We start from the raw sequence: 24,683 nt of genomic DNA, 5'->3' as shown, positions 1-24,683 counted from the left end.
CGGCGTTATCCGGAGATGGCGCCGTCGACCAGCACCTGCGCTTCTTCCACCAACTGCTTGAGGTGATCGTCACCGATAAAGCTCTCGGCGTAGATCTTGTAGATATCCTCGGTGCCCGATGGCCGCGCGGCAAACCAGCCGTTTTTGGTCATCACCTTCAAGCCGCCGATCGCCTGGTTGTTGCCCGGCGCGTGGCTGAGGATCTGCTGGATGCGTTCGCCGGCCAGCTCGGTCGAGGTCACCTGGTCGGGCGACAGCTTGCCCAGCAAGGTTTTCTGCGCCGGCGTGGCCTTGGCGTCCACTCGAATCGCAAACGGCTCACCCAGGGCGTCAGTCAGGCCACGGTAGATCTGGCTCGGGTCCTGGTCTTTGCGCGAGGTCATTTCCGCTGCCAGCAACGCCGGGATCAGGCCGTCCTTGTCAGTGCTCCAGACCGTGCCGTCCTTGCGCAGGAACGAGGCGCCGGCGCTTTCTTCGCCGCCAAAGCCCAGCGAGCCTTCGAACAGGCCATCGGCAAACCACTTGAAGCCGACCGGCACTTCGTACAGGCGACGACCGATACGGGCCGCCACGCGGTCGATCAAGCCGCTGCTGACCACGGTCTTGCCCACCGCAGCGTCCGCGCGCCAGTCAGGACGGTTCTGGAACAGGTAGTCGATGGACACCGCCAGGTAGTTGTTCGGCGCCAGCAGGCCGCCGGACGGGGTGACGATACCGTGACGGTCATGGTCCGGGTCGCAGGCGAAGGCCACGTCGAACCGTTCCTTGAGGCCGATCAGGCCTTGCATGGCGTAGCTGGAGGACGGGTCCATGCGGATCTGGCCGTCCCAGTCGACGCTCATGAAGCGGAAAGTCGCGTCGACTTCGGTGTTCACAACGTCCAGGTTCAGGCGGTAGTGCTCGGCAATCGCCGACCAGTAGCGCACCCCTGCTCCGCCCAACGGGTCTACGCCCAGGCGCAGGTCGGCGCTGCGGATAGCGTCCATGTCGATCACGTTGACCAGGTCGGCCACGTAGCTGTTGAGGTAATCGTGGCGATGGGTGGTGTCGGCCTTGAGCGCCTGCGCGTGAGTGATGCGCTTGACCCCGGCCAGTTTGTTGGCGAGCAGCTCGTTGGCCTTGGCTTCGATCCACTTGGTCACGTGGGTGTCGGCCGGGCCGCCATTGGGTGGGTTGTACTTGTAGCCGCCACTCTGCGGCGGGTTGTGCGACGGCGTGATGACGATACCGTCAGCCAGGCCGCTGGTGCGACCACGGTTGTAGCAGATGATGGCGTGGGAAATGGCCGGGGTCGGCGTGTATTCATCGCCTTCGGCGAGCATCACGTGCACGCCGTTGGCGGCCAGCACTTCCAGGGCGCTGGCACCGGCAGGCGTCGACAACGCATGGGTGTCCAGGCCGACAAACAGCGGGCCGTTGATGCCCTGGGCTTCGCGATACAGGCAGATGGCCTGGCTGATGGCGAGCACATGCCACTCGTTGAAGCTCAGTTCGAACGAGCTGCCGCGGTGCCCGGACGTACCGAACGCCACGCGCTGAGTGGAGATTGCTGCATCAGGCTGGCCGGTGTAGTAGGCCGTAACCAGTCGCGGGATATCCACCAGCAACTGGGCTGGCGCCGGCTTGCCCGCAAAAGGACTGATTGTCATGCATAAACCTCGGAAAGAAGGATTCGGAAAAAAATGGCAGTTTACTGAGAGTTGGACTGCTGCGCGACGGTATCGATCCTACAACAGTAAGAGAAACTTCACGCGGTCATCCCGTTTGAGCCTGACGCAGCGCTTCGCTTATGGCCGCCAAGGCGATCTCCAGGTTGGGCTGCCCATGAAAGGTATGGCTCACGCGCAAGTGCTGATGATGCAGGCCGCTGACACTGAACAGCTCACCCGGTGCAACCACGACCTGTTGGGCAAGCAGGCGCTTGAATACCTGGCGCATGTCGACGGCCTGGGTGGAGCCCAGCCAGAACGCCGCCCCGGCAGCCGGCATCCGATAACTCACCTGCTGCCCCAGATGCTGCTCAAGGCGCCCGCTCATTTCAGCCGCTTGCGCCTGCAGTAGTTGGCGTAACGCCCGCAAGTGCGGGTCTATTCGCCCGCTCTGATAAAGGCGGGCGATGGCGCGCTGGCGGATTGACGACAAGCGGAACGAGCGCAGCAAAAACTGGCGCTGCAGTTCACTGCTCATGCGCCGTGACAACAGATAGCCGTAGGGCGCTTCCGCTCCCAGTATTTTCTCGAACGAGGAAAACACCATCAGGCGCTCCGGGTTCACCCATTCACGCAACGCCGCCTGGGGTTCCTTGAAACCCAGCTCGCCAAAAGTGTCGTTTTCCAGCAGCCAGCAACCGTACCGGTCCAGCATCTGTGCCACGCTAAGGCGGTCGTGGGCAGGCAGTGCATTGCCTGATGGCAGGCTGACCTTTGACGACAGCAATACCAAGTGCACCGGCTCATCGCGCAACAGTTGGTCAAGGGTCGTCAGGTCCAGGCGCCCTTCCGGGGTCCAGGGCAACTCGATGATGCGCACTGCGCAATCCTGGAACAGGCGCAAAATCAGCCAGTCGCAGGGGGATTCAACAATCACTGTGGTTCCCCGCAGACCCAGCACCTCTATCAGGATATCCAGCACCCCGCGCAGGTCGGCACCGATGTAGATGTCGTCGGCATGCCAGCAACGCGTGGGCGACGAGGTGTACCGCGCGGCCAGTGCAGCGCGCAGCTCCCATACGCCGCACGGCTGTGACCAGGGTTGCAGATGACGCGGGTACTGGCGCACCAGCTCACGCTCCAGGCGCAACAGGGTCCCATCCAGCGAAGCCAGCAACGCCGGCTCATCGCCGCTGAACACCGCCATGCACGGGCTGCGTGCCGCCGCGTAGAGCCGGTCAAGCAAATCGCCGCTCCCCCCTGCCACCGTACTTGCTGAAAGCGGCCAAGCGTAATAACCCGACTTGGCCACCGAGTAGACCCTGCCCTCCTTCTCCAGCAGCGAGTAGGCGTATTGAATGGTCGAGATCGATACGTTCAGCCGCCTCGCCAATTGCCGCAGCGATGGCAGTTTTACTCGGGTATCGCTGCTGACTTCATTGATCAGGTTGATCATGTAGCGGTAGACCGCCTGATACGCGAAGTCCGCTTGTCGCTCGCCGCGCAGTGTCATCGCCCGGACAATTGGCAAGCGGGTGTGTTGCCATGGGCCATGGCGCCAGCACTGCGCGATTTACCACCCGCGTTGGGCACCGGACGCTTGCGGTAGAGGTGCTGCAACAAGGGCATCGGCAGGCCACTGGTGTCGCTGACCCACTGCTGCAACATATCGGCCGATTGCTTGCCCTGCAGAACCTTATGCAACTCAGGCAAGGCCACCAGCATGCCGGGGTGGCATTGACGCAAATAACCTTCAAGCCGCTCCCCATGGTGGATAAACGGCGAGAACAGCAGGCATACCAACTGTGTTTCATCCAACCCAAAGAACTGCTGCGCGGCGGCACTTGGCAGGGCAGCGTCTGCACCGATGCCAACCTGCGCCAGCCACTCCTCGGGCAAGTGCTGGCGACGCAGGAACTGCGAGGCCTGGCGGATAAAGCCCTGTACCCCCTCTTCGTAGTCAAGGTCCCGCAGACAGCGGGCCTGCAAGCCACGCAGATGAGCCATCATCAGAGGATTGGAGTAGCCAGGATGGCTGAAATGAAATCCAAGCGGGTCGGGAGCAAACGCCATGAATTCAGTCAATATCGGCGACACTTGCGTATCCACATCCTCTAGCAGGTCGGCAATGCTGATGTAAGCCAAGTGACGGTGACCCGTCTTGCTGGGGTTGGCACTGGCGACATAGTGTTCACCGTACACCTCGCGGTAGTAACTGGTGCTCCACTCGTCCATGCGCGCAAACAACCCGGTGAGCGACAACGGCCAGGTGCTGGGGATCGGAACGCCGGCGCTCTGGGCGGTTTTCTTCAGCCAGGCCAGAAACTGCCCTTGCTTGCGCGGGGAGTCACCACTGACCAGTGCGTGCACCCCGCCATTCCAGGTGGTCACCCGCTGGTAGAAATCCCCGAGTGCCAGATAGGTGTCGCTGCACAAAGTGGCACGGCAATCACCTGAACTCAGGTGGCCGATCATCAGCATGTTGCGCTGGCTGTTTTCTCGCCCCATGGCAGAGGACGGCCGTTGATGGTTGAAGGGCAATACTTCCTGGTTCTCCACCATCAGCACTTCCACCCTCGGATCATCGTGAAGGAACAAGCGCCCGTAACCCTGATTGATGCTGTCGAGCCTGCTGTCGGTCATACCCGAATGGCGCAACGTTGCCACCCGCAACTTGAAGGTTCGTGGCGCTCGCCCGGCGATGGTCAGCTGTGCAGCACGCAGCAATGCCAAGGTACAGCTGCTGACTTCGCCTCCACCATGGGCCATCAATACCTTGTATTCTCCCACTTGCTCCATACCACCCGCGGCCACGACAATCCGCTGGACCAACAACTGGAGCGCTGTTCGCTCCGCACGATTTAAGTGCCCGATCAAACGCTGCAAAACTTGTTGGTAAACATAATTCATAGCCTGTTCGTGAATAGTGCTCATCGTTCTACTACCTGAGTTGAAATGTCAGTTTCGAGCAACTACTGAGCGTATTTGCCCGATCTATTACGCGCATAGAAAGTTCCGCATCACTTTGTGAAACGCTAAATAAACAGTAGCATCGCGCAACAAAACGACACGGATATTCCCGGGTATCAGCCCAGCCTTTAAACCCTCTACCCCTAGATTTATCTAGGCCAAAGCGCGGCCGAGCTGAAAACCTAGGAATATTCCGACAACTTCCTACACGCCTTTAACCAGTCAATCAAAGACGTGTCTGACAAATAAAAGCACGAACTTTCCAACTTATTGGATTGAGGATCGCCCTGAATACATCTACTTCCCTGATTCCAAACAAGCGCAGCAGTCTCTGCTTCGAGCACTCGCGATTGCAGTGTCGGATATTCAATCATTGCTCAGTCCTTGAGATGAAAGTGAAGGCTCAATTATCAGTGCTGGAATAATGATTAATAGATACAGAACCTGACCGAAAACCAGTGCAGATAAACCACCATCGCCTGCATTAATCACGCGCGCACAAAGACGCCGCGCTGGATTCCAGGGCGGCGTAGGAGAGAAAGGCCGGATTTATGGGCTAAAGCGCCAGCTGGATACCTGGCGGGCTGTGCAGGTTCAACCTTGTCAAATGGGGCATTTACCTCATGCGGCGGGTGCTAGGAAGACTGGTTTAAGAATCTTCCTACGCCCTAAACAGCTTCAACCTGCAACGCAACGCGTTCGCGGCACGGGCATTCGTCCATGTAGCGGTGCGCTTCCACGAACTGGCTGAAGGGAAACACCGTGGTCTTCAGCGGCACCAACACGCGGTCGGCGGTCAGTTGGTTGATATCCCGCAGGGCGCGCTGCAAAGCCACCTGATCCTGGATGATGCCCAGTTCGGGTTTGCCGGTGAAGTTACCAATGCAGTGCACAAAGAACTGAATGTTCTTCTGGAACGCTGCACACGCCGGGAATGGCGTCTGGTTACCGCCTTGCAAGCCATACAGCACCAGGCTGCCACGCGGTGCCAGCACATCGCCGAGCAATGACATCTGCGGGCCGCCCAAGCCATCGAACACCACGTCGACACCGCGGTTGTCGGTGAACTTGTTGATTTGCATGAGCAGGTCCTGCTCTTCTGTGACGATGACCTTCTCCGCACCGAGGGACAGCAGGTACTCGCGCTCCGCGCTGTCCTTGGTCGCGGCAATCACCCGTACACCCAGGGCCTTGCCCAGTTGCACAAAGGAAGGGCCAGCACAGTGACTGGCATCCGTCACCAGGGCAAACTGCCCAGGCTTGACCCGGGCCAGATCCACATAAGCAAAATAGGCAATCAGCAGCGGCGTGTAGTGCACGCTGGCTTCAATCGGGCTCAACACATCCGGATAGCGGGTCACGGCCGAACGGGGCAGGACGATCTGCTCGCCATACACCGGGTAATCATTGGGGCTTTCCGCTGGAAAGCTGGCGACTTTGTCGCCCACGGCCAAATCATCCACACCGTCGCCGACGGCGACCACCACCCCGGCCATCTCATGGCCAAGGCCGGACGGCAAGCGTGCGTGGGAAGACGCCAGGTTCTGGCGCCACAGAATGTCATACCAGCTGATGCCAATCGCTTCGACACGCACCTGCACTTCGCCCGGTGCGGGCTGCGCGGTTGCATGCTCTTCGCATTTGAGCACCTCGGCCGGACCAAACTTGTGAAAACGGATCGTGCGGGACATCGCAAACCTCGTCAAAGTAACCTCTAATGCCATGAACTCTATCTGGGCTTTGCGGGTAAGACCACCGGTCGCCATTAATAGTCGACATGCCTGTCATTGATTCCGCAACTGAGGAATAGACCTCAGAGCTTGTAAGAAAACTCAATTTTCCTGTGCAGAGTAACAGCCTTTACCCGTAAGATTCATGCCGGTCATTCTTCTTATATGGCTGCTCTCGTCAAGTTTGCTGACTCTTCCAGGACACAAGATGAACCGTAACGACCTGCGTCGTGTCGACCTTAACCTCTTGATCGTATTCGAAACCTTGATGCATGAGCGCAGCGTGACCCGCGCCGCCGAGAAACTGTTCCTCGGCCAGCCGGCCATCAGTGCGGCGTTGTCGCGCCTGCGCGGGCTGTTTGATGACCCGCTGTTCGTGCGCACCGGTCGCAGCATGGAGCCGTCGGCCCGGGCGGTGGAAATCTTCGCCCTGCTCTCCCCGGCCCTGGACTCGATCTCCACCGCCGTCAGCCGTGCCGCCGAGTTCGACCCGGCCACCAGCACGGCGGTGTTCCGCATCGGCCTGTCCGACGACGTCGAATTCGCCCTGTTGCCGCAACTGCTCAAACGCCTGCGCGCCGAAGCCCCCGGCATCGTGCTGGTGGTGCGTCGCGTCAATTACATCCTGATGCCCGGCTTGCTGGCCTCCGGCGAAATCTCCATCGGCGTCAGCTACACCGCCGACCTCCCCGCCAACGCCAAACGCAAAGTGTTGCGCCGCAGCCTGCCGAAATTGCTGCGTGCCGACAGCGTGCCGGGTTCCCTGAGCCTCGACGACTTCTGCTCGCGGCCACACGCACTGGTGTCGTTTGCCGGCGACCTGAGTGGGTTTATTGACGAAGAACTGGAGAAGCTCGACCGCAAACGTCACGTGGTCTTGGCGGTACCCCAATTCAACGGGCTGGGGACGTTGTTGGCGGGTACTGACATCCTGGCGACCGTGCCGGATTATGCGGCAGAGGCATTGACATCTGCGGGTGGGCTGCGGGCGGAGGATCCGCCGTTGCCGGTGCGCAGCTTCGAACTTCACATGGCGTGGCGTGGGTCGCAGGATAACGACCCGGGAGAGCGGTGGTTGCGGTCGCGGATTCAGATGTTTTTTGGGGACCCCGAGAGTTTGTAACTGAATTCCACAGAACTCCAAAAAGCCTTTTATAACAACCTGTTATACGACTTTCAAGTCCATTGCCGTTTATCTAAATCCACTGAGTTCCGAAGCAGGTGGGGGCACAATTGGGGGCAAATTTCGGTTCCTTAAAAAGGATGCCCCCACCGATGCCCTCAGAAAATGCAGTCGTTTTCAAACGAAAACTCAGCGACGCCTTCATCCGCTCGCTGACCGAACCCGGCAAACACGCTGATGGCGAAGTCCCTGGTCTCTACTTGGAGGTGAGGGCGTCGAGCAAGGTCGGCAAAGCTCCCTCCAAGTTCTGGCGCTTGAAGTATCGGCTGCACGGCAAGGAGAACCGCTTCTCCATCGGCGCTTACCCCGACATCGGGCTGAAAGAGGCCCGCGATATTGCCCGTAGTGCACGCCGTGACGTGGCCAACCACATCGCCCCGCTCAAAGCCAGGACCGCCAAAATCGAAGCGCAGTTGCTTAATGAAGAGCGCACCTTCGAGTACGTAGCCAAGCAGTGGCTTGCGTTCAAGTCTGCCGAACTGGTGACCAAGTCCATCTCGGGATTTAACGGAGCGCTGAACAACCACATCTTTCCTGCGATTGGTAAAAAGCCGGTCAGCGAGATCAAGTTGGAGCACATCACCACAATCATTACGGAGTTGCGCCGCCAGTGCACCATGGCCATGGCCCGACGTGTGCGTACCATCATCCGTGCCGTTCTGGGCTTTGCCGAGGGGCGCGGATGGGTGGAACGCAATGTGGCGCTCAGCAACATTGAGGAGTTGAAAATCCGTCATGTCGTGACCAGCAACCCAGCGATCGAAAGGCCTGCAGACCTGGGTAGGTTTCTCCTGCGTCTAGATGACCTCAACGACGGCAGCGTTGCCGCTGCAATGCGCTTGCTGGTCATGTTGCCGGTCCGACCTGGCGAACTGGTGAAGATGCGCTGGGAAGATGTCGACTTGGTAGGCGCCGATTGGCGTTATGTGGTGAGCAAGACCAAGCATCTGGATAAGAGCAAACACATCGTGCCGTTGCCTGAACAAGCCTTGGTTCTTTTACGCGAGCTACATAAAACCCGCGTGGTGGATGAAGAAGGCAAAGGCTGGGTGTTCGCCTCACCGGTCTATCCAGGACGCCCCATAAACCCGACCTCCATGCTCAAGTCCTTTCAGCGCATCTGGCCGGAGTACGGCATCACAGCTCACGGCTTTCGTGCGACCTACAGAACCATTGCCCACGAGCACTTGGGTATTGATCCAATCGTGCTCGAACTGTCCTTGTCCCACCGGATGCCAGGTGCGTTGGGGGCTGTGTATGCACGGGCTCAATTGCTGACGCAACGCCGAGAGGCTGCCCAACAATGGGCGAACTACCTAGATCAGTTGCGTCAAAACGCTTGAGATCAAACGTTTTCGATGGACAGGATTCTGGGCTGGATTGACGGGCATGGCTTGGCAGTTGAACGGCGTCTAGTCGTCCACAGCGAACATCGAACGGCGCAATGTGAAGCCAGATTCCATTGTTGCAGCAATTATGTATCCCAGTCTTGACGCGATCACTGGTGCGAGTTCACATGCGAGCGCCTTATCTCCCGTAACCACTGCGGGAGTGCCGACAAACTTATACCTATGCTGGCGCAGTATGGGTAATAACAACCAGAGGTTCAGGTCACCTTCCCGGTTGCGTAGGTACGGCAAAGCTCTATGGCAAAGCACGGGACCTCAGCTTTCTATCTGTTCCGGTTGGCCCTCCCACCTACAAACCAGAGCTCGGAGCATTGAGCAAAGCTCTGCTCAAGGGAATCCAGCTAGGGAGCGAGCGAGGAATGCTAACTGGCGCATCGTGGGCGAGCATATCTACAGGATTTGAGGAAGTCCTCGCCGTTCCAAACAATCAGCTCATCTGGAGCTATTTCAACAAGGGTACTCATGATGAGGTCGATCGTGAAGACTTCGAACTTCCAGCTGTAAGGCATACGTTAATGGCGCTGAAGAAGATCAGCGTCGGCCTGCCCGATTGAGCGGCTGACGGCATTTCTCGCCTGCAATGGACAGGGCCATCATCGCAGGTCCGCGAACGGCGCGCGGACCTGCTATTTGGCCAGGCACCAAGCTCCCCTACCGAGCCTCCGGACTCCCAATCACCCTAGCCACCGGCTTGTTCTCATCATCGATGAAGACACACAGCAGCTTGATCGCCCTGTTGCTCTGGCCACTGGCGAAATGCACATCCCCGTCGGTAATCATGTAGGACATGCCCAGTACAAAATGCTGATCGGGCCTACCCCCCGTGACCAGATCAGACCCCCATCCAGTACGTAGGTCAACTCCCGGCCAGACTGCGCGTCCGGTGAGACACTGGTGCCCTGAGGTGATTGACGGTGAAACCACCAGGGAATGCGCGGGGAGACCTGCTCGATAGGCGTCGGGGCACGATGACGCACTGGGAAATACATCTGGGTCAAACACCAAGATGACTAGTGCCCCGCATCTACCCAGCCTGCTGCATCGTTGATCTCAACAGCCCGTGCAAATGCAGGGCGGCATGATGGGAGCTATCTGTAAGCAGATAGACCTGGTGCTCAGGAAGAGCAGGAAGATTCAGCCCCACCGCGAGCCCAAGCGACATATCACCGGCGTCCAGTTCCTCGACGACGCCAACTGCCAGCCCGCTCTTCATACACGCCAACACCGCATGCCAGTTCGCACTCTCCAGCAAGATGCGGTACGAAATGCCCCGTGCCTTGAGCGCCGACAGTGCCACTTCTCGATACGGGCAGCCCTTTAGTTGCAGGGCTAGAGGCAGCGGGCGATTAGGGTCGTGCGTGAAGCCTGGCGCCGCCACCCAGCAAGGGCGCGTTGAACAGAGCCTTTCGCCCTGCGCCAGCTCCTCACCACTGACCGCCAGCGTCAGATCCAGATGTTGCCGCGCAAACAGATCGATGAGCTCCGCACTGGATCGCGCCACGACCTCCAGCTCCAGCTGCGGGTGGCTGACGACAAACACCGGCAGGAAGTCGCTCATGAGATCCGCAGCATAACCGTCGGGAACGCCCAGACGCACCTTTCCCGTCATCTGCTGGAGTGAAAGTGTCGCTAATAGCCGGTCGTGCGCCATCAAGAAGCGCGTGGCCTCCCCCAGCAACTGCCGCCCCGCCGGGGTCAGTTCAACGGCCTGGTTGCTGCGCAAAAAAAGTTGCCGCCCGAGCTTCTCCTCCAACCGCTGGATCTGCGTTGTCACCGCCGACGGGCTGCGGTGGACGTAATCGGCGGCCGCCTTGAATCGGCCAAGTCGCGCCACGGCCTGGAAGGTTCTCAGTACATCGACATCTAGGCCTTTTCCCATAGGGTCACCTGATTTCGTCGTCTCGAATTACCGGTTCACTTTATTCGGCTGTACAGCATTTTTCCCCCCGCCTATGGTTCGGTCAAGGTAGATCCTCTACCTGCCAACTGTGCTCAAACAAGGGTGAAACCGCCACGCGACTCACAGCACGGAGCCATGGGGATGAGTTTGAACAATGTCGTCGTCGATGCGCTCACGCGCTGCAACCAGTATCAGGGCCAAGCCATCTGGACCGTCGAGAACCACGCCAAGTACTCGACGTTGAAGAATGCGGCGGGGCATCAGCAGGATCATCGCATCAACCACCAGATCTTCATGTTGATGCGCGCCCTCAATGAGCAGGGCATCAGTACGAACGGACTCTGTGCAGACGCACAGGGCCATGGCTCACTAAAGAGTCTTCTGGCACAACTGACCCAACGCCTGGTTCATATGAGCCGTGGCAAACGCGTTCACTACGTCGAACTGGGGCCGGAGCCGGTCAAGACCTCGTACATCCTTACCCAGATCGCGCAAGCTGCGACGGCCGTGCGCTACACGGCGATCGACATCAACGCGACATCCGAAGGCGCCATGCGCGACGCGGTGATTCCAATCATCGCCGACCCAGCAAATTTTAACTATCTGGCGGCCGACTACCGAACCGTGACGCATGACACCCTGCGCCATGACCAGGATCTCACTCTGATCACCATGCTTGGCTTCCAGGAGGGCAACGAGTCGCCACTCGCAACTGGGCGCCTGATCCAGGCCTTGGCAGATGACACTACCTGCATCATCTCGGAGATGCAGGTCTATGAAGAGGGCCTAGAACACTGCATCCATGCCTTCTACGCCAATCCCCACATGCTGAGCTTCTCGCAACTGATTGCTCGCCAGCAGGGCTTCGTTCCCGCGGGCGATCACGAAACCACCCTGTTGCGCCTGACCATCGCAGGTGAGCTGCTGCATATCGCCGTCACCTTGCAACCGGCGGAGCACTTGCAGAAGCGCGGCTACCTACTGACCAACAGCTGCATCAAATACACACCAGACCAGTTCCGCCGCGTCAGATCACTGCACGGGAACTGCACCGTGCTGGATGAACTCGTCAGCGGCGATGGTTCGGTCCGCTACCAGATCGCCCAGTACCTCCCACCACTATGAATTAGGGAGCGAATGACCATGCATCGCACAGACCTCCCCCTCTATGCCCGCGGCCTTGATCGCGTGAAATTAGCGTTCAAATCGACGCTGCACCGCATGCCCCGTCACCCGGTTATTCAGCGGGACGAGCAAGATCATTGGCACGACGGCCTACTGACTGAGGCCGGCCCGGTGATCAGCGACAGTCGCACGCTGACCGAGCTGGGCTATACGCAGAGTCCCCATCCCAACATCGCCGTGGACACCATCACTGGCTTGAGCGCGGTGCATGGCCTGTTCACCCCCGACGCGGTGTCGGCACTGCAGCGTATCTGCGCCGACCTTGAGCAAGACGCCGGCGACAGCGACTGGATCATCTCGCGCCGCACCCGTGGCGTCACTGCACTTTCGCCATTCCTCCACTGCATGATGAGAAGCCGTACGTTCCTGCTGGCGGTCTCGAGGATCGCTGGGGTTCCGCTGGTTCCCTACCCCATGCTCAACGCCCGCGCCCAGGTCAACTACTTCTATCCCAAGGCGCCTGGCAGCCCGCGTGAACAGGTCGGAATGTGGCACACCGACGGCACCAACTACGTACTGAACATCGTGCTTTCCAACGCATCGGACTACACGGGCGGCGAGTTCCTGTTCCACAACCGCACTATCGACACTTTCGATGCCCTGGACCACCGAACCTTCGAGACCGCACCGCTGGTTGAGCCAGGTGACGCGTTGTTCATCTATGGCAGCCGGCTGTTCCACGGCGTATGCCCGGTGAAGACCGGCCGGCGCATGTCGCTGGTGTTGTCCTTTCACTGCCCCTATGCCCGGGAAGACTCCAACCGCTTTTGGCATCTCGCCTCCGATGATGGCATTCCCACGACCGTGCCCAACTGGCTGCGCCTGCATTGGTCCCTGCAACAATCCGCGGCCCGCCAGTTCGCGGCGCTCGGCATCGAGCCGATCACCTTCGAAGAGCTGGGACGGGTCCAGACGCACGCATGCTAGCCAACCCGCTGTACCTGCTCCTGCTGCAGGTGGTGTTTGTGCTCTCATGGAGTTCGGGATTCATCGGTGCGCGCCTGGGCACCGAGGATGCCGGCGCGATTAACCTGCTGTTCTGGCGTTTCCTGCTGGTCAGCCTCTGCCTGCTGCCATTGGTGTGGCATAGGCTGCGGGCGCTGTCTTGGGCGCAGGTGCGCTACAACGCGATGATCGGCTTCCTGGCCCAGTTCGCCTATCTGGTCAGCGTCTACATCGCCATTCGCGGCGGCCTGCCGGCCGGCATTGCCGCCATCATCTGTGCCTTGCAGCCGCTGATCACTGCGACTATGAACAGCCGAGGCCGACATGAGCGCAGCAGTGTTCAGGAATGGCTGGGGCTTGCGGTCGGTTTCGCCGGCGTCAGCGTGGTGATCCTGGGCGAGTACCGCTTTTCTGCCCAACGCTTGAACATTGGGTTGTATGCCCTGCCGTTGATCGCTGCGTTCACCCTCTCCATCGCCACCCTTTACCAAAGGCGGCAATCACTGCTGGCCACCGACCACAGCAAGGAGGGTTTGCTGATGCCGCTGTTTCTGCAGTCGGCGGCGACCTTGATCCTGCTGACGGCCACAGGTCTGCCGTTGGGTCTGATAGAAGTGCCCAGAAGCACCCAGGCCTGGGTGTCTGTTGCATGGCTGACCGTGTTCTCGACCTTCATCGCCTATCTCAGCCTGTGGAGCCTGCTGAAGTGGATATCGGCGACAAGGGTGTCTGCACTGGTATATCTGGAGCCGCCGGTGACCTTGATATGGGCGACGTTGATGTTTGGAGACGTGATTCAGTGGACCACCTATCTAGGCATTGGAGTAATCGCCGCAGGCACACTCATCACACGACGACGCGCCAAACCAAGCCTGGCCTGTACGAACTAGTCAGCCGTAGATGTATGAGTCGCATACTGCCCCTCCATCTGGGCAGAATTCTAGACGCATCATCGAACGTCCCCAACTGCGACCCGCAACTGGAAGTCCTTCAGTACCTCAGCCACCGTAAGATCAGCGATCAGGCTCTTCACCCGAACAACGCGAGCCCATCCTCCAACTGGACGGAGCTACCGTGAATGACCAGTTCCAGACAGCCACAGCCGTCAGGCCGCCTCAAAAATGGCGGATCATGCCGATAACCTAGCGGCCTCTCTCGTACAGTCAGCTATAGACTCATAGCGCCTGCCAAGATCGGCCACACTAGAACCACCTAAACATTAGCCATTTCGCGGATCAGCATATGGATATCACCAAGTACATCCTCGACACGTCCCTTCTAGAGAAGGGAGACATCATCCTGACCAGCATCGGTGAGCTACCCAGTGCCGGCATCAGAAAGATCACGAAAAGTGACTACTCGCATGCCATCCTCTACGTAGGTGGAAGCAGCTACATCCACTCCGACCGTAAAGGCGTTCACGCCGACAACCCGCAGCGCCTACTATTCGACTCCCCTGACCGGGCAACTGTCCTGCGCATAGTTCACCCGGAAAAAGATGCTGTCGTTGAAAGCGCGATCATCTACGCTCGCCGGATGGTAGGGACTCAGTACTCAAAGAAAGAAGCAGCCGGATCGGTCGTACCAAAGCTTCGCTCAGACCTGAAAAACCGGCAGTTTTGCTCACGCCTGGTTGCACAGTCATTTGAGGAGGCTGGCATACATCTTGTGGCGACCCCAGCCTATTGCACACCTCAAGAGATCCATGAGTCTCAACTACTGGTCGAAGTGTTGGGCTGCGTTCGGATCGCATCAGCCGCAGAGTGCAGGTTCGCTGAACAGTCAAATCCACTGGAAAAGCAGAAGGAAATAACCAACCAGTTCTTCAGTGAGATCCGGAAGCTGTCAGGGCAGGACATCCAGCAGCATGAGCAACTCGCTCAGTATGCGGTTGATCATCCAGAGCACGACTCAAAAATTGTGAATGCGCTGATCGCATCGGGATATCTCGACATCTGGAAAATGGATGTTGAGATCAACCCATGGCGTTACGAACTAGAGGAATTTCTTAATCGAGACATCCCACGTGAAGAACTCCTAAGCTCGGCGCAAGGCGAGATCCAGAGCGCATCCAGGATGATCGCCCAATTTCAGTCGCAGCATGAGCAGTACCAACAGCTCCACTCACGCTTCCAACGTCGCTATTTTCAGCATGAGTGCGATTTGTACGAACTATTGGTCAACCTTCACAAGAAGAGAAGATCCGTAGCAGAGGAAGCGATCATCTCGCTCAACAATCAGAAGACTGAAAGCTAGACCGCACAATAGTTCTAGCACGATGATTCACACATTCTTCTAGAGGAAAGCCCGGGGCGCATAGCGCCCGGGCGTTTGCAGGAGAGCAGCCTAGTTAGCTGACCAGTTTGTCTGCCCCGAAGGAATGACATCTGGAACTCTTCCATAGCGTTTCGCAAGAATCGCAGCCAGCACAGAGTTCATAGTCTCCAAGTGCGGAACCATCATCGCGACAAAGACCTCAAAAGTTGGGTGCTTTGACCAGCAGCCAGCCTCAATCGCCAAGCTCAATGATCGATCGAACCATCCCCGTGTAACCATAAGCAGACCTGCCACGCGATCTTCTTCATGTTCGCCATGGTTCATTTGATGGTGGCCATCCTTCTTCATACGCTCGCGCTCAACGTGAGTTCCAGGTCGGTACGCCAACTTTTCCTCAGCCTCCATGAAGGCTTCATGGAACTCCCGGTGCGCCTTCTGATCTGGCTTGTGATCAGCTGCGAAGCGAAAGTCGCAGTAACGACAATGGCTAACGCTATTAGGCTCGTCAGGCGTATCGACATGCTGGTTGATTGCGCGCTCAAACCAACGGTTCAGTTCGTGGAAGTTGCGGGCACCGCAGATCTCAACAGCCGCCTTGTCCAGGCGCTTGCTGTGCGGGAGATCAGGGAAGTCGACTTTGATTTTTTTGGCGTGGCGCTTAACGCGGTGAACGTCAGCAAAAGTGGTGGTGTGTTGCATCTCAGCCTCCAGGGCCGGGCCTAGTGTCCACTACAAGAACCCAATACAGGGCGGTTGGAACTGTCACGGTAGAGCCTGGGCTTTGCCATTTGTGGACGGCTGGCACCTACCGGGTGCCTAGAACAGAGCGTACGTCATTCATTCCGTAGATCGCAAGCCAAGAAGTCAAAGTGTCAGATGGCAGTGCTTTGCGACCGTCACTCCTCCTCGGCGCGTCCAGGTCGAATCTCGACGAACAAGCTCAGGGTGCTGCGCACGGAAAAATGTAACGACTGATGTCACCTGATCAGGCGTGATGCCCTGATGCCCCATGTTGCCTAAAGCGTGTGCACCACAACGTGACAACACTCTCCACATTGGCCTGAATTCAGCCCACCCAAGACCTCCATTTCGTTGGATGATAGCCACGACGGCTACGGGAATAGCCCCGCACTCCCATCACTACAACAGCCGCCTAACCAAGGAACCCATTGATGACTTCACTATTCATGCAAGGTATCGATCATGCGCGAACTTACTACCTCATTGATGAAAGCCTATTACCACCCGATTGAAGCAGCGATCCGCTGGAGTGACCTGCATCATTTCGAAACCTCAATCCTGGCACAACTCGGCGACCGTCTGCGCCCGACCAAGGACGACTTCCCACGCTGGCCAAACCTGCATTTGAACAGCGAACGCATCTACTGCGCGCTGTACAACGGCGACCTCCCCTTCGGCAAGCACGGCATCATCTGTCAGGACAAAAGCCTGCTGGATTCTCCCGAACTGAGCATCTGCGAGCCGCACCTGAAGGCCTGGATGCAACTCCACTATCCGGCAGACAAACCGAGGTTTTTGTATGGGCCTTCCGAACGTCGCGGCCTGACGTGGACGGCGATGCAGGAGATGTCGGCCAACCACACGGAGCTGAAAGTGCAGCTCGAAATGTGCGCCAAGAACGGGGCACAGTTGAAAGAGCAGAAAGCCCTGCTGGAGCGCGACCTGGCTAAGTTGCGACACCTGGCCCCACCCGGCGAAGAACTCAGTGACCGTGGCCGCTCTGCCCTTTTGAACATCATCGGCGGCCTGCTGACGGTCCTGCGCGGCAGCTCCCCCGGCGGGCAACGCTACAGCCAGTTCGACAGTGACTCGGCGATCATGCAGACGATCATTTCCTACCACGGCGGGCGTGTCGGCATCACCGAGCGCACGATGCAGAAGCATTTCGCCGCGGCTCGCCGCAGCCTGGGCGCTTGAGCTAGTCCCCGGAACCGCAACTGCGGCCGAGTCCCCCGCAGTTGCGGTAGCCGCAGGCTGACGCGGGCTATTGAATACCGATCACCCCTAACAAGCCTTCGGGAGTGATCATCATGATTGACAACATCTCCACAGAACCCCTGCACGCCGAGCATCGCGTGCTGCGCCGGGTCGATGTCGAGCACAAGACCGGCCTCAAGCGCGCCCACCTGTACGCGCTGATGCGCGCCGGGCGCTTTCCCAAGAGTTTTCCACTGGGCATCCGTGCGGTGGGTTGGGATTCGCTTGAGGTTGAGCAATGGATCGCCGAACGCCGCGCCGAGCGCGACTGACGGGAGAAGACCATGCGTATTGTGGCCATAGCGTCCTCCAAAGGCGGCGTCGGCAAAACCACCACTGCGGCCAACCTCGGCGGCTTTGCCGCCGACGCCGGTCTGCGTGTATTGCTGCTGGATCTGGATGTGCAACCGACCCTGTCCAGCTACTTTGCACTGACCTACCAAGCCCCGGCCGGTACTTACGAGTTGCTGGCCTGCAACGAGCGCGACCTGGACCGATTGGTGTCACGCACCAGCATCCCCGGTCTGGACCTGATCGTCTCCAATGACGAGTTGGGCCAGCTCGGCACCTTGCTGCTGCATGCACCCGATGGCCGCTTGCGGCTACGCAACCTGCTGCCGATTTTTCAGGCACACTACGACCTGCTGCTGATCGACACCCAGGGCGCGCGCACTGTGCTGCTGGAGATGGCGGTGCTGGCCGCGGACCTGGCACTGTCGCCCGTCACCCCGGAAATCCTCGCCGCCCGCGAACTGCGCCGCGGCACCCTGCGGTTACTGGACGATATAGCGCCCTACCGCCATCTGGGCATCCAGCCGCCGCCGCTGTACCTGCTGATCAACCGCGTGCATCCGGTGTCGGCCGATGCGCGGCAGATCCAACAGGCCCTGCGCCAGGTGTTCAGTCACACCGGCGGTGTCCAGGTGTTGCATACCGCCGTGCCGGCGATCGATGCCTACCCGCGCGCTGCCACGCAGCAATGGCCGGTGCATCGGGTCGAGTACCGCAAGCCGTCCGGGCGTGTGGCCCCTGCTGCACTGGAGACCATGCGCGCCCTGGCCAGCGAGTTGTTCCCGGCCTGGGTGGCGCGCTTCGCCACGGTCACTGGTCGCGGAGGACGTCAGCATGGACAGTAATCGCCTACCGCGCCGCCTGCGTCGGTTGATCCTGATGGCCCTGCGTGAGGGCTGGCGGGTGGAGATCAGCCCCGACCTGCACCTGACCCTGCGCAAGCCTGGCTTCACCCCGATCCACACCGGCGCCCGCGCCAACGACAGGCGCCCGGTGGTGCAGCGGGCCAAACCAACCGACAGTAATGACCATGGCTAAGCCGACCGCTCCGGACCTGGCCGCCCAACTGCTGGCCACGCCATTTACGCGCAGCGTGCCGTCTGAGCAGGCAGCCAGCGATCCCGTGGTGGACACCCCGATGCAGGTGAGCCTGGAGCAACTGCGCCCGTACCATTTCGACCCGCGTCGAGCGCCAAACCCGCAGTACCAGGCGATCAAGGCCTCGATCCGCCAGCGCGGCCTGGACCAGCCACCGAACATCACTCGCCGCCCGGATGAAGAGCACTTCATCATCCGCAACGGCGGCAACACCCGTCTGGCGATCCTCAATGAGCTGTGGGCGGAAACCGGCGAGGAACGTTTCCGCAGCTTCCTGTGCCTGTTCCGCCCCTGGACCGCGCGCGGCGAGATCCTGGCCCTGACCGGGCACCTGGCCGAAAACGAGTTGCGTGGTAGCCTCAGCTTTATCGAGCGCAGCCAGGCGGTGGATCAGGCGCGGCAGCTGTATGAGGAAGAATGCGGGCATGCGCTGAACCAGCGCGAGCTCGCCGAACGCCTGACCGAGGACGGTTACCCGGTTGACCAGCCAGCGATCAGCCGCATGGGCGACACCCTGCAGTACCTGCTGCCGGCCATTCCCGAGGCGCTGTATGCCGGGCTGGGGCGGCCGCAGATCCGCAAGCTGTTGGCGTTGCGAAAGGCCGCGCAGCACACCTGGCAGCAACATGCACCCGACGCCGAGGCCGAGTTCGCGCCAGCCTTTGAACACAGCCTGGCGCGCTGCGACAGCGGTCAGGGGCAGTTTTCGGTGGAGCGGGCACGCGATGAGCTGATTGGCGATCTGGCCCAGCGTCTGGAGCTGGGCTACGACGAACTGGCGCTGGACCTGGGCGAAACAGAACTGCATCGCGACCTGCTCAGTCAGTTGCTGGAGCCCGAAGTACCGCTGCCGCACCCTGAACCAGGCAGACTGCCGGCGGCCGCGACCGTTACCACACCGCCGACGAATGCCGCTGCACCGAATGGCGAACCGCTGCGTAAGCGCATTGCTGAGCTGGCGCAGGCGATCACCGAAAGCTGCGCGCCAACGATTGAGGTACTGGCGCAGACCGAGGGCCTGGGTTTCACCTGCCAATGCGAGGATCCCGGCACCCTGCCCGCGCAAGGCCAGGCCCTGCTCGGGTTCTGGCAGGCGTTGACTGACCCGGCCGATGCTACGTCAGCCAGCATCGGCGCGCTGCTATGCGGCACCCCGTCCCACGCCCCTTGGCTGGACGATGCGGCGCTGGCCCAACTGTTTCGCCTGATCAAGGTCGCACGCCAACTGCCCCATGCCGGTGAACCGCGATGAAGACACGGCAACCACTGAACCAGGCGGTGATCGCCCAGGCACTGCAAGACCTTCGCAACGGCCAACTACGCCGCTGCCTGGCAATGGGCTTTACCGAGCAGCAACTGGCTGCGCTCAAGCGCCCGGAGCTGCTCAGCGTCTTGATCAACGCCCAGGTCTGCTGGTGCAAAGTCACGGTCAACCCGGCGGTGGTGCAGCGCATCCTGACCCAGGCCATCGCCGTCAACGAGGAAGTCGCCACCATCGACCGCCTGCTGCGTGCCGGCGCCAGCACCGAGATGATGAGCCGCTACCACGGCCTGCCCCACCAGGAAGTGGCGACCCGGCGCGAGGTACTCGGCCTGCCCAAGCGCCGCGGCCGCCATCCCACCCTCGACGAGGCCCAGGACACCGAACTGTGGCGGCGCTGGAAACCCTTGCGCGATCAACGCCAGCTCGACTTGGCCGATGACACGGCGATGCTGCAACTGGCGCTGGAAGTGGCCGAAGACATGGCCCTGCCGCTGTCGGTGGTGTGGGCCACGATCCAGGGTTGGGTCGAACAGAAACTGGTCTGAACCATGGCGCGCCGTCCCGAGCCGCCCGCTACCACACCGGTCCGGCCACTGCCCCGCGATGACTTTGTATACAGCGGCCAGTTGCATGACTGCGTGCGACGCGCCTTGCTGCTGGACCGCCGCTTGTCACCGCTGGAGCGCAATGCCTGGCAGGTGATCCGCCTGCTGCTCAATGGCGATGGGCTAACCGCCCTGCCCACCTACGAACGCCTGCGCCCCTTCCTCACCACCTCCCCCTGCGCCAGCCAAGCCTCCTGCGAAACCGTCGCACGGGCGATGACCGTGCTGCGCCTATGCCGCTGGCTCAGCCTGGCGCGCCGGCGTCGGCCGGGGAGTCACGGCCAATGGCAGGGCAACCTCTACGTGCTGCACGAAGCGCCGCTATCGCCCTTCGAGGCGCTGCGCCTGGACGCCGAGTACTTGGAGCTGCTCAGCCAGTCGCTGACCCATGCCAGCAAGGCGGTGCAGTGGGTGGCCTACGACGCGCTGCAGGCGCTGGCCGAGGATCCGTTATTGACTACCCGCCCATTGCCGGAGCGCCTGCAACGGTTGGCCGATTGGCTGGAAAGCGCCACCGACATCCAGCCGCCACCGCCCTCCCTGATCTCACAGCTCACCGCGGCACGTACTTCGGATTCCGAAGCCAGACCTACTTCGGAATCCGAAATCACATCACCTGCTTCGGATTCCGAAGCAGGTCTGAAAGCCCCGAATTCCGCCTGCCTTCGGAATCCGAAGCAGGCGCCTAGTACTGTATTTAGTATCAGTAAAAGCTTTTGTATACCGCGCGCGCGGGAAACGAATCCGGCCACGCTGCCGCCCGGCTTTGCCCAACTGCGCCCGGAAGAACAGAGTGCCGCACTGGCCACCTTGCAACGCGTGGAGCCGGAATTACGCCAGGCGGTGCTGGACGAATGGCAGGTGCGCTGCGCGGCCGGTGGTGTGCAACGCCCTGCGGCCTACCTGTTCGGCATCCTGCAAAAGGCCCTGCGGGGTGACTTCCACCCCTGGGCGACCAAGGCCAAACCCGCCTCACCACCACCCGCACCGGCACCGCTATCGCCCGAACAGCAACAAGCGCGGTTGGACAATGCGCGCCACCACCTGGCCAACCTGCGCGAGCTGCTCGGCATCCGCTAACGCCCGTGCCCTGTTCTAGTGATGTCTGCCAACGACTTATGTCACTGACATAATCAACGCGGCAATCCGGAACACCGCGCTTGTGCATTGCCCACAGACACCGGGTAGCGAACCGGTCACGCTGAACCCTCGACTTGCCTTCGAGCCCATTGCCCATGGCCCTCACCGACCACGCCCCGCTCGGTCGCCTGCGCAGCGATATGCAGCTGACCCTGCACACCCACCATGCCATTCGCCTGTGGCAAGGCCGCCTGCCCGCCGCCGAGCTGCACGGCATCTTCGGCCTGAGCGCCTTTGTCGCCATGCTTAACCGCATCCACCGCGACGCCTCCCAAGATGACCCATATGCCGATGCCTGGCTGCTGCAGGTGGAAGCCAAACTCGACAGCACCCGCGCCGCCCTGCTCGACCTGCGCGCCCAGCTGAGCGACGCCCTGACCCAAGCTCCGGCCGCCCTCCGCCTGGGCGACAACCTCAACCTGGAGCCCGTGCAACTGCCCGTCACGGTCAACGCTCCGCTGGGGTTCCTTGGCCTCTACCTGCTGGCCGACTACGATGAACTGGCCCGACGCGCCCTGCTGGCCCAGCACACCGCGCTGATCGACCCGCCCACCCTTGATCGTTGGTTGGAGGAAGGTGCGCACCAACTGCGCAGCCTGTTCGGCCTGGTCCAGCCCTACCGCTCCAGCGGCGCCTGCCGCAGCGATTTCCAAGCCAACAACGCCCGGGCGGCGCACGCGCGCGAACAGTTTGGTGAACTGCCACAACCAGTGCTGGAAGGCCTGCAGCGTGCCCGTCATGCCCCGACGATCCGGCGTCCTGGGCCAACCGAGACCAACGGTGCTGGGTCAGAGCCCACGTTTGCAGACGCTGCTGCCAGCGATAACGAGGAGGCTCAACCATGCCCGCACTGACCCACGCCGAGGCGCTGGAACAGCTCGCCTCCCTAAAAGGCCTTTTCAAGGGTAAGGGGGAGTTGATGGTGCTGGCCGAGGCCTGCTGCGCATTACGCGATGAACTGATCCAGCAGGATCTGAGTACCGTGCTGGCGGATGCCCGTACCCCGCCGCTGCACCTGATGCCGGTACAACTCAATCGCCAGGCCACAGCCGCCGGCACCTGCTTCCTACGCTGGCGCCGAGTCGACCGCACGGCCATGGGCGTGGCGCAGTGGCAGGCGCTGTTGCTGGCGCCGAACACGCCCGAGCTACTCGTGCCCCAGTTATATCAGCTGGAACGCCAACGCGTGCTGCTCAACGCCCAGATCAGCTTGGCCCACAACCTGGCGCAGCTGGCCCGCAGCGCCGTCGACAAGCTGGCCCACGCCGAGCACATCGTCCAGCAGCGCCTACCCATCCTCGCCCCGGAGGTTCCATGAGCACCTATTTCATCGGCGAAGGCAACATCGGCTCCGCCCCGGAATTTCGCGAATTCCCCCGCGATAACGTCGAACCCCGGCGCCTGCTGCGGCTCAACGTCTACTTCGACAACCCAGTGCCGACCAAAGACGGCTATGAGGACCGCGGCGGCTACTGGGCGCCAGTGGAGCTGTGGCACCAGGATGCCGAACAGTGGCAGGCGCTGTACCAGAAAGGCATGCGTGTGCTGGTCGATGGCCGCACCATGCGCGAAGAGTGGGAAGACCGCGAGGAGAACCCGCGCGTCACCTTCAAGATCGAGGCGCGACGGGTGGCGATCCTGCCGTACCGGCTGGCGCGGGTGATGTTATTGGCACCCGCCGAGCCGGCCGCCGATGTGCCTGCCGACCCGGTGTGACTCAACTGCCAACATGCTTTTGTAGTTCGCTTCCCACGTCATTCGTCGCGTCGGTATTGAAACGATGTGCAGGGATTTTTACGATTCCAAGCGAAGGTGTACCGACACCGCCACGGAGTGACGGGTGGGTGACGGACCACCTCATGACCGCCCACTGCACCCGCCACTCTGTTCCTTGCGCAAGATTGAGCCTCAAGAAACTCTTCCCCCCAACTGTCGGCTTGAGCCTCTTTTTCTCATTTCAAGGTCACTTAGCCACCAGATGCAAAGACAGCAGCGCGTATCGCGGAAAGCTGACTTGGACCAAAAAAAGACTTGAAGTAGTATCCGGTGGATGGCTGACCACAGCCCTTTCTCCACCCTTAAGGGAAGTTCCATACCATGGATGCCGCTCGCGATCGTGTCACTCGGGTTATCGTCGAAGCTGACGATCTCAAGCTTCTGGATCAGGTCGATACGTACGGCTACGAATGTCATGGCTTTGAATGTGGCGTTCAAGCGTTCCCGCGCTCATTTCGTCCCGAGAACCTCATTCGCGCTCACTATCAAGTGAAGAGTGCTCACGGCCCCGAGTGTGACGTAGGCGCCGAAGAGGCAATCATCGGACGAGGTAGCAAGGGCAGTGTCCAGCGTGAACTGGAAACGTCGCCAGGTCTCTCGCCCGCTCGCCTGCACTTGGTTTCAGTGCGCGAGGTGGTGGATCCAACGCTGGTGCCAACCGAGAACCAAATCCAGTCGACCGAACGTCCGCCATCCGCCGGCAATACGAAACAACGTCCAGCGGGACGGCGCCCTGCCAATAGCATTCGTCCGATTTGCCGTGCTTTCCTGCGCTTTCCGTATGACAGAACACTGTCACTGCACATAGACGGCATCGATACCGACACCTACCAAACCGTCTTCAAGAAGTTGCGTTCCAATGGCTTCGAGCACTTCCCCAACCAGCGTATTTTCTACGCAGAACTGGCGTGGAAAGTTGCAGAAGAGACAGACGACCATCTGATTATTTCGCTCAACGCAGGAGAGTGGGCGGAACGTAAGCTGGCGCCCTACTGCGTTGTGGTGCATTGGGCCGAATGGTCCAAGACTGCACGTTCCCGGCTCAAGCATGAAATAGAAGCGGCACGAAAAGAGAACAGAGAAGCCAGCCAAGATAAGAAAACCAGCCGCAGCTACCTATTCTTCATTGGGCCCCAGGATGCAGAAACATTCTCAAAATTCCATGTTACGGACCAGCGTCTGATCTGCACTGTCCATGATGAGCTGACGTTCATCAGTAGAGAGTAGGGACTGACTCCATCTGAGCAGCGAACGGCACCATCA

The 24,683-nt window shown here is 60.2% G+C and carries 24 protein-coding genes; 18 read left to right on the top strand and 6 right to left on the bottom strand.

Annotated features, from left to right (window positions below):
- Window positions 1-5: 5 nt before the first annotated feature.
- The 4 genes from pgm to ACZ445_RS14565 form a co-directional block, all read right to left on the bottom strand.
- Window positions 6-1,649 (bottom strand): phosphoglucomutase (alpha-D-glucose-1,6-bisphosphate-dependent), encoded by a 1,644-nt coding sequence (gene pgm / locus ACZ445_RS14580; RefSeq protein ID WP_058425951.1) that lies wholly within the window; start codon window positions 1,647-1,649, stop codon window positions 6-8.
- A gap of 106 nt (window positions 1,650-1,755) precedes the next feature.
- The gene (locus ACZ445_RS14575) at window positions 1,756-3,162 is read right to left on the bottom strand and encodes an aminotransferase-like domain-containing protein (RefSeq protein ID WP_058425952.1); all 1,407 of its coding nucleotides are present in this window, start codon (window positions 3,160-3,162) and stop codon (window positions 1,756-1,758) included.
- Complete coding sequence (locus tag ACZ445_RS14570; RefSeq protein WP_179028659.1) at window positions 3,159-4,583, bottom strand: hypothetical protein; 1,425 nt, start codon at window positions 4,581-4,583, stop codon at window positions 3,159-3,161. The genes ACZ445_RS14575 and ACZ445_RS14570 overlap by 4 nt, the downstream gene beginning before the upstream one ends.
- A gap of 704 nt (window positions 4,584-5,287) precedes the next feature.
- Window positions 5,288-6,310 (bottom strand): zinc-dependent alcohol dehydrogenase family protein, encoded by a 1,023-nt coding sequence (locus tag ACZ445_RS14565; protein ID WP_058425954.1) that lies wholly within the window; start codon window positions 6,308-6,310, stop codon window positions 5,288-5,290.
- Between the two features lie 247 nt (window positions 6,311-6,557).
- Between ACZ445_RS14565 and ACZ445_RS14560 the strand changes: the two genes are divergently transcribed.
- From ACZ445_RS14560 to ACZ445_RS14550, 3 genes are all read left to right on the top strand, one after another.
- Window positions 6,558-7,472 (top strand): LysR family transcriptional regulator, encoded by a 915-nt coding sequence (locus tag ACZ445_RS14560; RefSeq protein ID WP_003230110.1) that lies wholly within the window; start codon window positions 6,558-6,560, stop codon window positions 7,470-7,472.
- Between the two features lie 152 nt (window positions 7,473-7,624).
- Window positions 7,625-8,875, top strand: a complete 1,251-nt coding sequence (locus ACZ445_RS14555) for a tyrosine-type recombinase/integrase (protein ID WP_464708583.1) — start codon at window positions 7,625-7,627, stop codon at window positions 8,873-8,875.
- 377 nt (window positions 8,876-9,252) lie between these two features.
- A complete protein-coding gene (locus ACZ445_RS14550; RefSeq protein ID WP_464708581.1) occupies window positions 9,253-9,495 on the top strand; it encodes a hypothetical protein in 243 nt (80 codons plus the stop codon).
- 470 nt (window positions 9,496-9,965) lie between these two features.
- Here the strand turns inward: ACZ445_RS14550 and ACZ445_RS14545 are convergent, their stop codons facing one another.
- A complete protein-coding gene (locus tag ACZ445_RS14545) occupies window positions 9,966-10,820 on the bottom strand; it encodes a LysR substrate-binding domain-containing protein (RefSeq protein ID WP_092243375.1) in 855 nt (284 codons plus the stop codon).
- Window positions 10,821-10,982: 162 nt separating this feature from the next.
- Between ACZ445_RS14545 and ACZ445_RS14540 the strand changes: the two genes are divergently transcribed.
- From ACZ445_RS14540 to ACZ445_RS14525, 4 genes are all read left to right on the top strand, one after another.
- Complete coding sequence (locus ACZ445_RS14540) at window positions 10,983-11,966, top strand: hypothetical protein (RefSeq protein ID WP_464708579.1); 984 nt, start codon at window positions 10,983-10,985, stop codon at window positions 11,964-11,966.
- Window positions 11,967-11,984: 18 nt separating this feature from the next.
- Window positions 11,985-12,953, top strand: a complete 969-nt coding sequence (locus tag ACZ445_RS14535) for a 2OG-Fe(II) oxygenase family protein (protein ID WP_092244407.1) — start codon at window positions 11,985-11,987, stop codon at window positions 12,951-12,953.
- A complete protein-coding gene (locus ACZ445_RS14530) occupies window positions 12,947-13,861 on the top strand; it encodes a DMT family transporter (RefSeq protein ID WP_464708578.1) in 915 nt (304 codons plus the stop codon). The genes ACZ445_RS14535 and ACZ445_RS14530 overlap by 7 nt, the downstream gene beginning before the upstream one ends.
- 352 nt (window positions 13,862-14,213) lie before the next feature.
- A complete protein-coding gene (locus tag ACZ445_RS14525) occupies window positions 14,214-15,227 on the top strand; it encodes a YiiX/YebB-like N1pC/P60 family cysteine hydrolase (protein WP_464708577.1) in 1,014 nt (337 codons plus the stop codon).
- A gap of 90 nt (window positions 15,228-15,317) precedes the next feature.
- Here the strand turns inward: ACZ445_RS14525 and ACZ445_RS14520 are convergent, their stop codons facing one another.
- Window positions 15,318-15,947, bottom strand: a complete 630-nt coding sequence (locus tag ACZ445_RS14520) for a hypothetical protein (protein ID WP_169892568.1) — start codon at window positions 15,945-15,947, stop codon at window positions 15,318-15,320.
- Window positions 15,948-16,451: 504 nt separating this feature from the next.
- Between ACZ445_RS14520 and ACZ445_RS14515 the strand changes: the two genes are divergently transcribed.
- The 11 genes from ACZ445_RS14515 (at window position 16,452) to ACZ445_RS14465 (ending at window position 24,647) form a co-directional block, all read left to right on the top strand.
- The gene (locus tag ACZ445_RS14515; protein ID WP_464708575.1) at window positions 16,452-17,186 is read left to right on the top strand and encodes an ATP-binding protein; all 735 of its coding nucleotides are present in this window, start codon (window positions 16,452-16,454) and stop codon (window positions 17,184-17,186) included.
- Between the two features lie 113 nt (window positions 17,187-17,299).
- The gene (locus tag ACZ445_RS14510) at window positions 17,300-17,518 is read left to right on the top strand and encodes an AlpA family transcriptional regulator (protein WP_123750546.1); all 219 of its coding nucleotides are present in this window, start codon (window positions 17,300-17,302) and stop codon (window positions 17,516-17,518) included.
- Window positions 17,519-17,530: 12 nt separating this feature from the next.
- Window positions 17,531-18,382 carry a ParA family protein gene (locus ACZ445_RS14505; protein ID WP_464708574.1) on the top strand — a complete coding sequence of 284 codons (852 nt, stop codon included), beginning with the start codon at window positions 17,531-17,533 and terminating at the stop codon, window positions 18,380-18,382.
- A complete protein-coding gene (locus ACZ445_RS14500) occupies window positions 18,372-18,575 on the top strand; it encodes a hypothetical protein (RefSeq protein ID WP_464708572.1) in 204 nt (67 codons plus the stop codon). The genes ACZ445_RS14505 and ACZ445_RS14500 overlap by 11 nt, the downstream gene beginning before the upstream one ends.
- Window positions 18,568-19,887, top strand: coding sequence for a ParB family protein (locus ACZ445_RS14495; protein WP_464708571.1), 1,320 nt, complete (start codon window positions 18,568-18,570; stop codon window positions 19,885-19,887). Before ACZ445_RS14500 ends, ACZ445_RS14495 begins: the two co-directional genes overlap by 8 nt.
- Entirely contained in the window at window positions 19,884-20,444 is a 561-nt protein-coding gene (locus ACZ445_RS14490) for a DUF2857 domain-containing protein (protein WP_464708570.1), read from the top strand. The genes ACZ445_RS14495 and ACZ445_RS14490 overlap by 4 nt, the downstream gene beginning before the upstream one ends.
- Before the next feature lie 3 nt (window positions 20,445-20,447).
- Window positions 20,448-21,584 (top strand): STY4528 family pathogenicity island replication protein, encoded by a 1,137-nt coding sequence (locus ACZ445_RS14485; RefSeq protein ID WP_464708568.1) that lies wholly within the window; start codon window positions 20,448-20,450, stop codon window positions 21,582-21,584.
- Between the two features lie 155 nt (window positions 21,585-21,739).
- Window positions 21,740-22,498 carry a PFL_4669 family integrating conjugative element protein gene (locus ACZ445_RS14480; RefSeq protein WP_464708567.1) on the top strand — a complete coding sequence of 253 codons (759 nt, stop codon included), beginning with the start codon at window positions 21,740-21,742 and terminating at the stop codon, window positions 22,496-22,498.
- Complete coding sequence (locus tag ACZ445_RS14475; protein ID WP_464708565.1) at window positions 22,486-22,962, top strand: DUF3158 family protein; 477 nt, start codon at window positions 22,486-22,488, stop codon at window positions 22,960-22,962. Before ACZ445_RS14480 ends, ACZ445_RS14475 begins: the two co-directional genes overlap by 13 nt.
- Window positions 22,959-23,360, top strand: a complete 402-nt coding sequence (locus ACZ445_RS14470) for a single-stranded DNA-binding protein (protein ID WP_169892550.1) — start codon at window positions 22,959-22,961, stop codon at window positions 23,358-23,360. The genes ACZ445_RS14475 and ACZ445_RS14470 overlap by 4 nt, the downstream gene beginning before the upstream one ends.
- A gap of 381 nt (window positions 23,361-23,741) precedes the next feature.
- Complete coding sequence (locus tag ACZ445_RS14465) at window positions 23,742-24,647, top strand: hypothetical protein (protein ID WP_464708564.1); 906 nt, start codon at window positions 23,742-23,744, stop codon at window positions 24,645-24,647.
- Window positions 24,648-24,683 lie beyond the last annotated feature (36 nt).

The organism is Pseudomonas allii, assembly GCF_055380095.1.
Note: the sequence above shows the minus strand (reverse complement) of the source record. Positions and strands in the feature narration are given on the sequence as shown.

Excerpts from the sequence above, each read along its gene's own strand:
- ACZ445_RS14555 (WP_464708583.1), top strand. The coding sequence starts at position 7,625 with ATGCCCTCAGAAAATGCAGTCGTTTTCAAACGAAAACTCAGCGACGCC.
- ACZ445_RS14560 (WP_003230110.1), top strand. The coding sequence starts at position 6,558 with ATGAACCGTAACGACCTGCGTCGTGTCGACCTTAACCTCTTGATCGTA.
- ACZ445_RS14485 (WP_464708568.1), top strand. The coding sequence starts at position 20,448 with ATGGCGCGCCGTCCCGAGCCGCCCGCTACCACACCGGTCCGGCCACTG.
- ACZ445_RS14545 (WP_092243375.1), bottom strand. The coding sequence starts at position 10,820 with ATGGGAAAAGGCCTAGATGTCGATGTACTGAGAACCTTCCAGGCCGTG.
- ACZ445_RS14505 (WP_464708574.1), top strand. The coding sequence starts at position 17,531 with ATGCGTATTGTGGCCATAGCGTCCTCCAAAGGCGGCGTCGGCAAAACC.
- ACZ445_RS14525 (WP_464708577.1), top strand. The coding sequence starts at position 14,214 with ATGGATATCACCAAGTACATCCTCGACACGTCCCTTCTAGAGAAGGGA.
- ACZ445_RS14465 (WP_464708564.1), top strand. The coding sequence starts at position 23,742 with ATGGATGCCGCTCGCGATCGTGTCACTCGGGTTATCGTCGAAGCTGAC.
- ACZ445_RS14470 (WP_169892550.1), top strand. The coding sequence starts at position 22,959 with ATGAGCACCTATTTCATCGGCGAAGGCAACATCGGCTCCGCCCCGGAA.
- ACZ445_RS14535 (WP_092244407.1), top strand. The coding sequence starts at position 11,985 with ATGCATCGCACAGACCTCCCCCTCTATGCCCGCGGCCTTGATCGCGTG.
- ACZ445_RS14510 (WP_123750546.1), top strand. The coding sequence starts at position 17,300 with ATGATTGACAACATCTCCACAGAACCCCTGCACGCCGAGCATCGCGTG.
- ACZ445_RS14500 (WP_464708572.1), top strand. The coding sequence starts at position 18,372 with ATGGACAGTAATCGCCTACCGCGCCGCCTGCGTCGGTTGATCCTGATG.
- ACZ445_RS14530 (WP_464708578.1), top strand. The coding sequence starts at position 12,947 with ATGCTAGCCAACCCGCTGTACCTGCTCCTGCTGCAGGTGGTGTTTGTG.
- ACZ445_RS14570 (WP_179028659.1), bottom strand. The coding sequence starts at position 4,583 with ATGAGCACTATTCACGAACAGGCTATGAATTATGTTTACCAACAAGTT.
- pgm (WP_058425951.1), bottom strand. The coding sequence starts at position 1,649 with ATGACAATCAGTCCTTTTGCGGGCAAGCCGGCGCCAGCCCAGTTGCTG.
- ACZ445_RS14475 (WP_464708565.1), top strand. The coding sequence starts at position 22,486 with ATGCCCGCACTGACCCACGCCGAGGCGCTGGAACAGCTCGCCTCCCTA.
- ACZ445_RS14490 (WP_464708570.1), top strand. The coding sequence starts at position 19,884 with ATGAAGACACGGCAACCACTGAACCAGGCGGTGATCGCCCAGGCACTG.
- ACZ445_RS14540 (WP_464708579.1), top strand. The coding sequence starts at position 10,983 with ATGAGTTTGAACAATGTCGTCGTCGATGCGCTCACGCGCTGCAACCAG.
- ACZ445_RS14575 (WP_058425952.1), bottom strand. The coding sequence starts at position 3,162 with ATGACACTGCGCGGCGAGCGACAAGCGGACTTCGCGTATCAGGCGGTC.
- ACZ445_RS14565 (WP_058425954.1), bottom strand. The coding sequence starts at position 6,310 with ATGTCCCGCACGATCCGTTTTCACAAGTTTGGTCCGGCCGAGGTGCTC.
- ACZ445_RS14520 (WP_169892568.1), bottom strand. The coding sequence starts at position 15,947 with ATGCAACACACCACCACTTTTGCTGACGTTCACCGCGTTAAGCGCCAC.
- ACZ445_RS14480 (WP_464708567.1), top strand. The coding sequence starts at position 21,740 with ATGGCCCTCACCGACCACGCCCCGCTCGGTCGCCTGCGCAGCGATATG.
- ACZ445_RS14495 (WP_464708571.1), top strand. The coding sequence starts at position 18,568 with ATGGCTAAGCCGACCGCTCCGGACCTGGCCGCCCAACTGCTGGCCACG.
- ACZ445_RS14515 (WP_464708575.1), top strand. The coding sequence starts at position 16,452 with ATGCGCGAACTTACTACCTCATTGATGAAAGCCTATTACCACCCGATT.